Annotated in this window: 8 protein-coding genes; 5 read left to right on the top strand and 3 right to left on the bottom strand. The window is 70.8% G+C overall.

From position 1 onward, the window contains the following. The first annotated feature begins 12 nt into the window (after positions 1-12). Positions 13-861: a formate dehydrogenase accessory sulfurtransferase FdhD gene (gene fdhD, locus RM812_RS23555; RefSeq protein WP_311575236.1), complete on the top strand. Its 849-nt coding sequence runs from the start codon at positions 13-15 to the stop codon at positions 859-861. 152 nt (positions 862-1,013) lie between these two features. Here fdhD and RM812_RS23550 read toward each other — a convergent pair whose 3' ends face one another. Then, the gene (locus RM812_RS23550) at positions 1,014-2,024 is read right to left on the bottom strand and encodes a bile acid:sodium symporter family protein (RefSeq protein ID WP_311575263.1); all 1,011 of its coding nucleotides are present in this window, start codon (positions 2,022-2,024) and stop codon (positions 1,014-1,016) included. 178 nt (positions 2,025-2,202) lie between these two features. Between RM812_RS23550 and RM812_RS23545 the strand changes: the two genes are divergently transcribed. The 3 genes from RM812_RS23545 (at position 2,203) to RM812_RS23535 (ending at position 6,100) form a co-directional block, all read left to right on the top strand. Continuing rightward, positions 2,203-3,141 (top strand): LysR substrate-binding domain-containing protein, encoded by a 939-nt coding sequence (locus RM812_RS23545; RefSeq protein WP_311575235.1) that lies wholly within the window; start codon positions 2,203-2,205, stop codon positions 3,139-3,141. Positions 3,142-3,353: 212 nt separating this feature from the next. Next, on the top strand, positions 3,354-5,180 hold the full coding sequence (locus RM812_RS23540; protein WP_311575234.1) for an AMP-dependent synthetase/ligase: 1,827 nt from the start codon (positions 3,354-3,356) through the stop codon (positions 5,178-5,180). A gap of 83 nt (positions 5,181-5,263) precedes the next feature. Continuing rightward, on the top strand, positions 5,264-6,100 hold the full coding sequence (locus RM812_RS23535) for an aldo/keto reductase (protein WP_311575233.1): 837 nt from the start codon (positions 5,264-5,266) through the stop codon (positions 6,098-6,100). An 83-nt stretch (positions 6,101-6,183) separates the two neighbouring features. Here RM812_RS23535 and RM812_RS23530 read toward each other — a convergent pair whose 3' ends face one another. Both RM812_RS23530 and RM812_RS23525 read right to left on the bottom strand, forming a co-directional pair. Further along, a complete protein-coding gene (locus RM812_RS23530; RefSeq protein ID WP_311575232.1) occupies positions 6,184-7,086 on the bottom strand; it encodes a class I SAM-dependent methyltransferase in 903 nt (300 codons plus the stop codon). Positions 7,087-7,232: 146 nt separating this feature from the next. Next, positions 7,233-8,957, bottom strand: a complete 1,725-nt coding sequence (locus RM812_RS23525; RefSeq protein ID WP_311575231.1) for a glycoside hydrolase family 6 protein — start codon at positions 8,955-8,957, stop codon at positions 7,233-7,235. Between the two features lie 508 nt (positions 8,958-9,465). Here RM812_RS23525 and RM812_RS23520 point away from each other — a divergent pair. Next, entirely contained in the window at positions 9,466-12,387 is a 2,922-nt protein-coding gene (locus RM812_RS23520) for a glycoside hydrolase family 48 protein (RefSeq protein ID WP_311575230.1), read from the top strand. Positions 12,388-12,542 lie beyond the last annotated feature (155 nt).

Below are 12,542 nucleotides of genomic sequence, written 5' to 3'. Positions count from 1 at the left end.
GGGACACGCGACATGGGACGAGTCACGGAACGACGCAAGGTGATCCGCGTACGGGACGGTGCGGTCTCCACCCGCCCGGACACGCTCGTCGCCGAGGAACCGCTGGAGATCCGGCTGAACGGCAGACCGCTCGCGATCACGATGCGCACGCCGGGCGACGACTTCGCCCTGGCGGCCGGGTTCCTGGTCAGCGAGGGGGTGCTCGCCGAGCGGGGCGATCTCCAGAACATCGTCTACTGCGCGGGCGCCACGGTCGACGGTTCCAACACGTACAACGTGGTGGACGTGAAGACCGCCTCGGGCGTGCCGATCCCCGACATCACGCTGGAGCGGAACGTCTACACGACCTCGTCCTGCGGGCTGTGCGGCAAGGCGAGCCTGGACGCGGTGCGCACGACGGCCCGCTGGCCCATCGCCGACACTCCCCCGGTCCGCGTCACCCCAAAGCTGCTGGCGGACCTGCCCGACCGGCTGCGTGCCGCCCAGCGGGTCTTCGACCGGACCGGCGGGCTGCACGCGGCGGCCCTGTTCACCGAGGACGGGGAACTGGTCGACGTACGGGAGGACGTGGGCCGGCACAACGCGGTCGACAAGCTGGTGGGCCGCGCCCTGCAGAACGGTGACCTGCCGCTGTCCCGGTCCGTCCTGCTGGTGTCGGGCCGGGCCTCCTTCGAGCTGGCGCAGAAGGCCGTGATGGCGGGCATCCCGGTGCTGGCCGCGGTGTCGGCGCCGTCCTCGCTGGCGGTGGACCTGGCCGCCGAGACGGGACTGACGCTGGTGGGGTTCCTGCGGGGCACCTCCATGAACGTGTACGCGGGCGAGGACCGCGTCGCCCTGCGGGCCGCGGCCGCCCAGGGCTGACCCGGTCGCCCGCGGCACGGCGACGGGGCCCCGGCCGGCGGGGAGCGCCCCCTGCGCCGCAGGGGCCCCGTCTCGACCCCGCCGTCGTCCCGACCCCGCCGTCGCCGCCGCGTCACCCGGCCCGGCCCGACCGCTGCCGGCGGTGGCCGGGCTCAGGCCGGCCGTGACCCGCTGCCCACGGTCGTGTGCGCGGCAGCGTCCCGCTCGTCCGACGCGACCGCCTCCGGGTCGTGCGACCGGCGCTTGGCGATGACCGCGCACACCATCAGCTGCATCTGGTGGAAGAGCATCAGCGGCAGCACGGCCAGTGAGGCGTGCGCACCGAACAGGACGCTCGCCATCGGCAGACCGGCGGCGAGGGACTTCTTCGACCCGGCGAACTGGATCGCGATCCGGTCCTCCCGGCCGAAGCCCAGCCCCTTGGCCCCGTACCAGGTCAGCAGCAGCATCACAGCGAGCAGTACCGCCTCCACGGCCAGCAGGCCGGCCAGCCGGACGGGGCTCACCTGGTGCCAGATGCCCCGCACCATGCCCTCGCTGAACGCGGTGTAGACGACGAGGAGGATCGAACCGCGGTCGACGAGCCCGAGCCCCTTCTTGTGCCGGGCGACGAAGCCCCCGATCCAGCGGCGCAGCACCTGCCCGGCGACGAACGGCACCAGCAGTTGCAGCACGATCTTCACCACCGAGTCGGCGGAGAACCCGCCCCCGCCGCTGCCCAGCAGGGCGGCGGCCAGCAGCGGCGTGACGACGATGCCCACCAGCGAGGAGAAGGAGCCCGCGCAGATCGCGGCGGGGACGTTGCCGCGGGCGACGGACGTGAAGGCGATCGACGACTGGATGGTCGACGGGACCAGGGTGAGGAAGAGCAGGCCCTGGTGGAGGGGGTCGGTCAGGAAGACCGGGACGAGCCCGCGGGACGCGAGGCCCAGCAGCGGGAAGACGACGAAGGTGCAGGCCAGCACGGTGACGTGGAGCCGCCAGTGCCGCAGCCCGTCCATCGCCTCACGGGTGGAGAGCCGGGCGCCGTAGAGGAAGAAGAGGAAGGCGATCGCGGTGGTGGAGGCGCCGGAGGCGACGTCCGCGCCCGTGCCGCGGGCCGGCAGCAGCGCCGCGAGGCCCACCGTCCCGAGCAGCAGCAGGATGTACGGGTCGATCGGCATCCGACGCGGCAGGCGCAGGCGTATCACGGTGCTCCACTTGCTCGTTCGCTTACTCGTTCACTTGTGGTCCGATTACGGCTCCCCTCTCCATCCTGCTCCCTCCTGTCGCGATCGGGAATCCGGTACACCGCTCTCACTGTCATCACGACGCGCGATGACCGGGTGTACGGTGAGCCTCGTGTACGACCCCTCCCACCTGCGTACGTTCCTGTCGGTGGCCCAGACGCTGAGCTTCACGCAGGCCGCCCGGCGGCTCGGGCTGCGCCAGTCGACCGTGAGCCAGCACGTGCGGCGGCTGGAGGACGCCACCGGCCGGCAGCTGTTCACCCGCGACACGCACTCCGTGGAGCTGACCGAGGACGGCGAGGCGATGCTCGGTTTCGCCCGGCGGATCCTGGAGGTGCACGAGCAGGCGTCGGCCTTCTTCACCGGTACCCGCCTGCGGGGGCGGCTGCGGTTCGGGGCGTCCGAGGACTTCGTGCTGACCCGGCTGCCGGAGATCCTGGAGGGCTTCCGGCACGACCACCCGGAGGTCGACCTGGAACTGACGGTGGAGCTGTCGGGCACGCTGCACGAGCAGTTGGCCGCCGGGAAGCTCGACCTGGTGCTGGCCAAACGGCGGCCCGAGGACCCGCGGGGCGAGCCGGTCTGGCGCGACCGGCTGGTGTGGATCGGCGCCGAGCGGCTGCGCGTCGACCCGGACCGCCCGGTGCCGCTCATCGTCTATCCGCCACCGGGCATCACCCGTGCGCTCGCGCTGGAGGCCCTGCAGCGGCAGGGCCGCGAGTGGCGCATCGCGTGCACCAGCGGCAGCCTGAACGGCCTGATCGCGGCGGCCCGCGCGGGCCTCGGCGTGATGGCGCACTCACGGGGACTCGTTCCGCCCGGCCTGGTGCGGGTGCCGGACCGGGCCGGACTTCCGGAACTGGGCCGGGTCGACTTCGTGCTGGTGCACGGCCGGCGCCGGGCCTCGGCCCAGGACGCGGCGGACGCCCTGGCGTCGGCGATCCTGGCGGGCGGCGACCGCCTGCACCGTCCTCAGCACACGGGCCTCGGACAGGTGAGCTGCTCGCCCCGGGACGAGCGAGCCGTCCCAGCGCCCCCGTACCGGCGGTAACCACGTCGTACAGATTCGGTGGAGATTACGGCGGCCATCCTTACCCAACCGTCAGGAAACTGTCCGACCCTTCCCCTTGTGAGCGCATTTCCTCTCGCTGACCAGCGCGAACACGAGCGCTGTGCGCAGGTGACGCCCCTGCCGCCCCCGCCGGGCGTGGGGTAGCTTTCACCGCGCTGTGCGGGGGCGTCACCAGGAGCGGGGAGCGGGGTTTGCGCGAGTACACCAGTCCTCCGTCGACGTCGGCACCACCGGTGGGCGGTCTGGCCGACGTGGTCTTCCGGCATGCCGAGGAGGACCCGCGGCACATCGCGCTGGGCCGCAAGGACGAGGCCGGGCAGTGGCGGGACGTGACCGCCGGCGCGTTCCGCGACGAGGTGCTGGCCCTCGCCAAGGGCCTGCTCGCCCAGGGCGTCCGCTTCGGCGACCGGGTCGCCGTCATGTCCCGCACCCGCTACGAGTGGACGCTCTTCGACTTCGCCCTGTGGGCGATCGGCGCCCAGGTGGTGCCCGTCTACCCGACCTCCTCGGCCGAGCAGTGCTTCTGGATGCTGTACGACGCCGAGGTGACGGCGGCGGTCGTGGAGCACGAGGACCACGCGATGACGATCGCCACCGTCATCGACCGGCTGCCGCACCTGCGCGGCCTGTGGCAGCTCGACTCCGGCGCCGTCCAGGAGCTGTACGACGCGGGGGCCCACCTCGACGACGAGGTGGTGCACCGGCACCGCAAGGCGGTCACGCCGGACACGGTCGCCACCGTCATCTACACCTCCGGCACCACGGGCCGCCCCAAGGGCTGCGTCATTTCGCACGGCAACTTCATGTACGAGGCGGACACCGTCATCGAGCGCTGGGAGCCGGTGTTCCACTCCAGGAGGGGCGACGAGGCGGCGACCCTGCTGTTCCTGCCGCTCGCCCATGTCTTCGGGCGGATGGTGGAGGTCGCGGCGATCCGCGGCCGGGTCCGCTTCGGCCACCAGCCGCAGCTCAACGCCGCCGCGCTGCTGCCCGACCTGGCCGCCTTCCGGCCGACCTTCATCCTGGCGGTGCCCTACATCTTCGAGAAGGTGTACCACGCGGCCCGGCGCAAGGCCGAGAAGGAGGGCAGGTCCGGTCCCTTCGAGAAGGCCGTCGACGTGGCCGTGAAGTACGCGGAGGCGGTGGAGGCGAAGGCCTGGGGCACGGGCCCCGGCCCGTCGGCGGGCCTGCGCGTGCAGCACCAGCTCTTCGACAAGCTCGTCTACTCCAAGGTGCGGGCCGCGATGGGCGGACGCATCCGCAACGCCATGTCGGGCGGCTCGGCGATGGACCGGCGGCTCGGCCTGTTCTTCGCGGGCGCGGGCGTGCAGATCTACGAGGGCTACGGCCTGACCGAGTCCACGGCGGCGGCCACCGCCAACCCGCCCGGGCGCACCCGCTACGGCACGGTCGGCCGCCCCGTCCCGGGCGTCACCGTGCGCATCGCGGACGACGGCGAGATCCTGCTGAACGGCGACAACGTCTTCCAGGGCTACCTCAACAACCCCAAGGCCACCGACGACGCCCTGCGCGACGGCTGGCTGGCCACCGGCGACCTCGGCTCGCTCGACGAGGACGGCTACCTCACCATCACCGGCCGCAAGAAGGAGATCCTGGTGACCTCCGGCGGCAAGAGCGTCTCGCCGGGCCTGCTGGAGGAGCGCGTACGGGACCACCCCCTGGTCAACCAGTGCATCGTCGTCGGCAACGACCGCCCCTATGTCGCCGCCCTCGTCACCCTCGACCAGGAGGCGGTCGAGCACTGGCTGACGATGCGCAACAAACCGCGGACGTCCCCGGCGGACCTGGTGCACGACGCCGATCTCGAGACGGAGGTGCGGCGCGCGGTCGTCACGGCCAACACGCTCGTGTCGCATGCCGAGTCGATCCGCACCTTCCGCATCCTGGCCCAGCCCTTCACCGAGGAGCACGGTCTGCTGACGCCGTCGCTGAAGCTCAAGCGCAGGGCCATCGAGAAGGCCTACGGCGCGGAGGTCGAGGCGCTGTACACGGCGTGAGTTCGCCGGTCAGGAATGCATCACGGCTCGTGATCGTTGACGATGGGAGTACCACCTGACGACAACCGAAGGATCAAGAGCTCGTGAGCAGCAAGGTCCCCCCGATCATCCTGAACAACGGCGTCGAGATGCCCCAGCTGGGTTTCGGCGTATGGCAGGTGCCGGACGACGAGGCCGAGACGGCCGTCGCCCAGGCCCTGGAGGCCGGGTACCGCAGCATCGACACAGCGGCGATCTACGGCAATGAAGAGGGCACCGGCAAGGCGATCGCCGCCTCGGGCGTGGCGCGCGAGGACCTCTTCGTCACCACCAAGCTCTGGAACAAGGACCAGGGGTACGACTCCACCCTCCGGGCGTTCGACACGTCGCTGGAGAAGCTGGGTCTCGAGTACGTGGACCTGTATCTGATCCACTGGCCCATGCCGGCCAAGGAACGGTACGTGGACACGTACAAGGCGTTCGAGAAGCTGCACGCCGACGGCCGGATCCGGGCCATCGGCGTCTCCAACTTCCTCCCGGAGCACCTGGAGCGGCTGATCGGCGAGACGTCGGTCATCCCGGCGGTCAACCAGATCGAACTCCACCCGCACCTCCAGCAGCACGTCGCCCGCGAGTACCACGCGGAGCAGGGCATCGCCACCGAGGCCTGGTCCCCGCTCGGCTCCGGCAAGGGCATCCTGGAGATCCCGGCGATCGTGGCGATCGCCCAGAAGCACGGCCGCACCCCGGCCCAGGTCGTGCTGCGCTGGCACCTCCAGATCGGCAACGTGGTGATCCCGAAGTCCGTGACGCCGTCCCGGATCAAGGAGAACATCGACGTGTTCGGTTTCGCCCTGGACACCGAGGACCTCGCGGCGATCAGCGCGCTGAACGAGGACCGGCGCCTGGGTCCGGACCCGGCGGAGCTCAACGGGGAGTGAGCGGACGCCCGCTCAGGGCCTGTCCGACCAGGAATGGCCGGACAGGCCGGGGCCCGGTCGGTGACCGGGCCCCTTCGTCCGTGTCAGGCCGGTCGTACGGCCGTGTAGACCGTGTGCGCCACCAGCACGAACACGTCCTGCCTCCGGTGCACGCCCGCCTCGTCCCCGGGATCGAGCAGCCGGTCCAGCGTGGCCCGGTCGACGGCGTCGAGGCCGTCCCCGATCCGGTCGCGCAGGCGGGACAGGGTGGTGGTGACGTACGCCCGGGCCTCGTCGGAGACGGGAGCGGGCAGGTCCAGCAGGAAACTGCGGGTGCCGGTGTGCTTCAGGCCGGCGGCGGTCAGCATCGCGGGCCAGTCCTCGGTCTCGGCCACGGAGCCGGGCAGGCTCGCGCGCATCTCGGCGAACGAGTCCTCCTCCACCGCGTGCATCCGGGCCTGCAGCCCGGGTCGCCCGATGCCGAGGTCACGGGGCAGGAACCGGGCGGGCAGCCCGCCCTCCAGGACCGCCAGCGTGCCGCCGGGTGCGAGGTGCCCGGCGAGAGCGGCGAGGGCCGCCCGCTGGTCGCCGAGGTGGTGCAGGCTCTGACTCGCCCACATCAGGTCGGCGGGGTAGTCGAGCTCGGCCAGCACACCGGGCAGGTCGCCGGCGAGGGTGCCGACACGGTCGGCGACGCCCAGCCGGGCGGCGCGGTCGCGGGCCCGCTCCAGCAGCGGTCCGGAACCGTCGACGGCGACGACGCGGGCACCGGGGAAGGCCTCGGCGAACAGGCCGGACACGACGCCGGGTCCGCTGCCGACGTCGACGACCAGCCCGGGCTCGGGCACGTCGCGTGCCAGCCAGTCCATGGCCCGCCGGTACAGCGGCGCGTACAGCTCGGCCTGGGCCTCGAGCAGCGGGGCCACCTCGGCCCAGTCGAGGTCGGAGTGGTCGTGGTCATGGCCGTGCCGGTGTCCGGCGTCGTGCTGGTGGTGGTCGTGTGCCATGGTGGTCAGCCTCCCGTTAGCGGTGCCGTCAGCCTGCGACGACTCACCGCGTCGGGGCAAGTCATGTTGCCGTAACCGCAAAAAGAACCACCGGGGCCCGGCCCGAAGGACCGGACCCCGACGGCGTCACCTGGCCGGGAGTCCGCTTACGGCAGCGGCGGGTAGGCGTTCTTCATCAGCTCCTGGAACTGCGCGGAGAACCAGTGCCCGGAGATCGGGGCGTTGCCCAGGGCGCCCGACGGGTTGTTGCCGTTGCGCGCGTTGCCCTCGTACGTGGGGTCGCACATCCGGTCGAAGCCCTTGCCCTCAGGGTTCGGGATCTCCTCGCTCGCGCCGTCGGACTCGCCCGGGGGCTTCATCCACACGTACGCGTCGATCCCGGCGGCGGGGCTGGCCTGCGGGCGTTCGCCGAGGCCGGCTCCGGACTGGTTGCACCAGTTGCCGAGGTGGATGCGGCGGTCGTAGCGGCCCCCGTCCACGTAGGCGTCGACGCTGCTCTGCGGGCCGGGACCGGCGGGCCGGGCCGTGCCGCCCCAGCCGTTGCGGGAGGTGTCGATCAGCATGCCGATGTTCTGGTCGAAGCCGATCGAGACCAGCTTGTCGCGCATGGCCTGGGCGTAGGACAGCTCGTCGGTGTAGCGGTTCCAGTCGATCCACTTGGACAGGCGCACGGACGTGCCGTTGACGCTGTCCGTGATCTTGAAGTTGTTCTCCTTCAGCGCGCTGTAGTTGGCGGTGTTGACGATGAAGCCGTGGACGTCGCCCACGGTCGCGCCCTCGGTGGTGGCGGCCGTCTTGAACATGTCGGCCGAGGCGCCGAAGTTGTCGTCCCAGCCGAGCCAGCCGTGGTGGCCGGCGTCGACGTAGTTGTAGACGTTGCCGATGTCGCCGAGCTTGTTCAGGGCGTAGCCGACGCCCTTCTGGTAGTTGCCGTTGCCCTTCATCACGTCGCAGTTCGGCGTGGCGGTCGGCCGGGGCGTGACGTTGGTGACCAGGTTGGGCAGCGAGTCGATCTCGACCGTGGTGACGATCCTGAGGCCCGCGTACTTCGGGTCGGCGAGGATCGCGGCGATCGGGTCGATGTACTGCGTCTTGTACTTCTCGATCTCCGTCGGGCCCAGCTCGCCGTTGGAGGCGAGGGCCGCGCAGTCACGGCCGGGCAGGTTGTAGATGACGAGCTGGATGGCGAGTTCGCCGGAGCCCTTCTGTTCCAGTGCCTCGTCCAGGTGGTCGCGCAGGCCCATGCCGCCGTTCACGCCGTTGATCGCGGCGATCCGGTCGAGCCACACACCGGTGGGCTGGTTCGCGATGCGGCTGCCGCCCGGTTCGGCGGCGGCCTTGGCGGACCACTCCGGGTTCACGTAGACCTTGGCGCCGTCGTACGGGTTGTTCACCTTGGCGCCCGGCTCCGGCGGGTCCGTCGGGTCCGGCGGGTCGGTCGGGCCGCCTCCGCCGTCGACGTTGCAGGTCACGCCGTTGAGGGTGAAGGTGGCCGGGATCGCGTTGCTGCCGCTGTAGGTGGCCTGGAAGCCGAAGCTGGCCGAACCGCCGGTGGACAGGGTCCCGTTGTAGGACTCGTTGGCCGCGGTGACGGCGGCACCGCTCTGGCTGACCTTCGCGTTCCAGCTGTTGGAGACCTTCTGGCTGCCGGCGTACGTCCATCCCACCGACCAGTTGGACGTGGCGGCGCCGTTGTTGGTGACGGTCACGGCAGCGGTGAAGCCGCTGCCCCAGTCGTTCTGCACCTTGTAGTCGACGGTACAGGCGGGGGCCGCCGCGCCGGCGTTCGCGGAGTGTGCGGCGAGGGCCGTGCCGGAGGCGCCGGCGACCAGCGTCAGGGCAGCGAGCATCGCGGTTCTGGTACGGGTCATGAGTGCGGGTTCCTTCTTTTGTGGGGTGCGCTGTCGTGCCGGACCGCGCGTTCTGCCGAGCGCGGCCCGCTGTCGAACGGCATGGGGGTGCCGTCGTGTTCGAAGGTCAGGAGCGACCTGCGGGCACTGTGAGAGCGCCCGGGGGGCGTGCGAGCCGGCGCACCGGCCGAAGCCGCGTCGGACGGGCCGCACCGGCGGCTATAAGTCCTGAACACGGAAGGTGGAGCGGGGGGTGGCGCATGAGCGACTCCTTGCAGCTCGGGCGCGCCGTGACGGACGCGTCGACTGGTGGAACCGCTCCCACTGGTGCAGCGAAGGTAGCGCCAAGTGACGGCAAAGAACAGAGGAGTAACCGACTTTCTCTCCGCAACAGCCGTCGAATCTTTTCGACTCTTCACAGACCTTGACCGCCCAGGACCCCCTCTTCACTATGGGAGCGCTCCCACTGGTTCAAGGCTTGTTGCTCCTCCCCACTCCCCTCCCCGAGCCGCAAGGAGGAACCAGCACCATGCACTCCGGACACAGACCCAGACGCCGCACCGCGCGGCGGCTGTGGACCGCCGCGCTGGCGGCCCTCGCACTCCCCCTGACCATGCTGGGCACCGGTTCGACTCCCGCCCAGGCGGCTGCACTTCAGTGCAGCGTGGACTACAGGACCAACGACTGGGGCAGCGGTTTCACCGCCGAGCTGACGCTCACCAACCGCGGCAGCGACGCCATCGACGGCTGGACCCTGTCGTACGCCTACGCGGGCGACCAGAAGCTGACGAACGGCTGGAACGGGACCTGGTCGCAGTCGGGCCGTACGGTCACCGTGAAGAACGCCTCGTACAACGCGCGGATCGCCGCCGGGGCCGCCGTCTCCACCGGCGGGCAGTTCACCTACAGCGGCACCAACGCCGCACCGACGAGCTTCTCCGTCAACGGCACCGTCTGCGCCGGGGCGCACCAGCCGCCGATCACCGTGCTGACCAGCCCGCAGGCGGGCGCCGTGTACTCGCAGGGCGAGGCGGTGCCCCTGGCGGCCACGGCGGCCGCGGCCGACGGTGCCACGATCAGCAAGGTGGAGTTCTACGACGACACCACCCTGCTGGGCACCGACACCAGCGCGCCCTACACGTACTCCGCCTCTGGCTTGACCGTGGGCAGTCATTCGCTGGTGGCGAAGGGATACGACAGCACCGGCGCCGCCGCGGACTCGACACCGGTCGGCATCACGATCGCCTCGGGACCGACCGTGGTCGCCACTCCGGCCCAACTGGGCGTCCAGCAGGGCAAGTCGGGAACGTACGAGGTCAAGCTGTCGAAGCAGCCGGCCGCGAACGTGACCGTCACGACGTCCCGGGCGAGCGGCAACACGGGCCTGACGCTCACCGGCGGGGCGAGCCTCACCTTCACCCCGTCGAACTGGAGCACCGCCCAGAAGGTGACCGTGGCCGCCGACGCCTCCGGCACCGGCTCCGCGGTCTTCGAGTCGACGGCCCCCGGCCACGGCAAGGCCACGGTCACCGTCACCCAGCTGGCGGCCGCGAAGGACTACGACGCCCGCTTCCTGGAGCTCTACGGGAAGATCACCGACCCGGCGAACGGCTACTTCTCCCCCGAGGGCATCCCGTACCACTCGGTCGAGACCCTGATCGTCGAGGCGCCGGACCACGGACACGAGACCACGTCCGAGGCGTACAGCTACCTCCTGTGGCTCCAGGCCATGTACGGCAAGGTGACCGGCGACTGGTCCAGGTTCAACAACGCCTGGGAGATCATGGAGACGTACATGATCCCCACCCACGCCGACCAGCCGACCAACTCCGCCTACAACGCCTCGAAGCCGGCGACCTACGCACCCGAGCTGGACACGCCGAACGAGTACCCGGCGAAGCTGGACGGCTCGGTCGCCGCGGGTCCGGACCCGATCGCCGGTGAGCTGAAGTCGGCGTACGGCACGGACGACGTGTACGGCATGCACTGGCTCCAGGACGTCGACAACACCTACGGCTACGGCAACTCGCCCGGCAAGTGCGAGGCGGGCCCGTCGGACACCGGCCCGTCCTACATCAACACCTTCCAGCGCGGCGCGCAGGAGTCGGTGTGGGAGACGGTGCCGCAGCCGACCTGCGACGCCTTCAAGTACGGCGGTAAGAACGGCTACCTGGACCTCTTCACCGGCGACGCGTCCTACGCGAAGCAGTGGAAGTTCACCAACGCCCCGGACGCCGACGCGCGGGCGGTGCAGGCCGCGTACTGGGCGGACAAGTGGGCCGAGGAGCAGGGCAAGGGCGACGAGATCGCCGGCACCCTCGACAAGGCCGCCAAGATGGGCGACTACCTGCGCTACGCGATGTTCGACAAGTACTTCAAGAAGGTCGGCAACTGCGTGGGACCGTCGAGCTGCCCCGCCGGTACCGGCAAGGACTCCTCGCACTACCTGCTCTCCTGGTACTACGCCTGGGGCGGCGCGGTGGACACCTCCGCGGGCTGGGCCTGGCGCATCGGCTCCAGCCACACCCACGGCGGCTACCAGAACCCGCTGGCCGCCTACGCGCTGAGCACCTACGCCGACCTGAAGCCCAAGTCGGCCACGGGCGCGTCGGACTGGGCCAAGTCCCTCGACCGGCAGATCGAGTTCTACCGCTGGCTGCAGTCCGACGAGGGCGCCATCGCGGGCGGCGCGACCAACAGCTGGGCGGGCCGGTACGCCGTGCCGCCGGCCGGTACGCCGACCTTCTACGGCATGTACTACGACGAGAAGCCCGTGTACCACGACCCGCCGTCCAACCAGTGGTTCGGCTTCCAGGCGTGGTCCATGGAGCGGGTCGCCGAGTACTACCAGCAGAGCGGTGACGCCCGGGCGAAGGAGGTCCTGGACAAGTGGGTCGACTGGGCCCTGTCGGAGACGACGGTCAACCCGGACGGCAGCTTCCGGATCCCGTCGACGCTCCAGTGGTCGGGCAAGCCCGACACCTGGAACGCCTCCACCCCGGGTGACAACGGCGACCTGCACGTCACCGTCGTGGACTACACCAACGACGTCGGTGTGGCGGCGGCGTACGCCAAGACGCTGACGTACTACGCCGACCGCTCCGGTGACACGGAGGCCGCGGCCACGGCGAAGGCGCTGCTCGACGGCATGTGGGAGAACAACCAGGACGCGCTCGGCATCGCCGTCCCGGAGACCCGCGCCGACTACAACCGCTTCGACGACCCGGTGTACGTCCCGAACGGCTGGACCGGGACCATGCCGAACGGCGACAGGATCGACGCCTCGTCGACCTTCTCCTCGATCCGCTCCTTCTACCAGGACGACCCGGCCTGGTCGAAGATCGAGAGCTATCTCCAGGGCGGTGCCGTGCCCACGTTCACGTACCACCGGTTCTGGGCCCAGGCGGACATAGCCCTCGCCATGGGTTCGTACGCGGAGCTGCTCGAATAGTCCCCGCGAAGCGCTCCGCGGGAGAGCGGGTTCTCGGCTGCGGGCCGGTGCGTGGCCGGCCGCGCAGTTCCCCGCAGCCCCGAGGGGGTGCTTGAGGCTCCGTGTGCTCGGTCCTGTCACCGGACGACGGGACCAACCGACCGGGCGGCCCCTGC

The organism is Streptomyces lancefieldiae (genome assembly GCF_031845825.1).
Taxonomy (GTDB): domain Bacteria; phylum Actinomycetota; class Actinomycetes; order Streptomycetales; family Streptomycetaceae; genus Streptomyces; species Streptomyces lancefieldiae.
The sequence above is the reverse complement of the archived record's forward strand: the minus strand, read 5'-3'. Positions and strand labels throughout refer to the sequence as shown.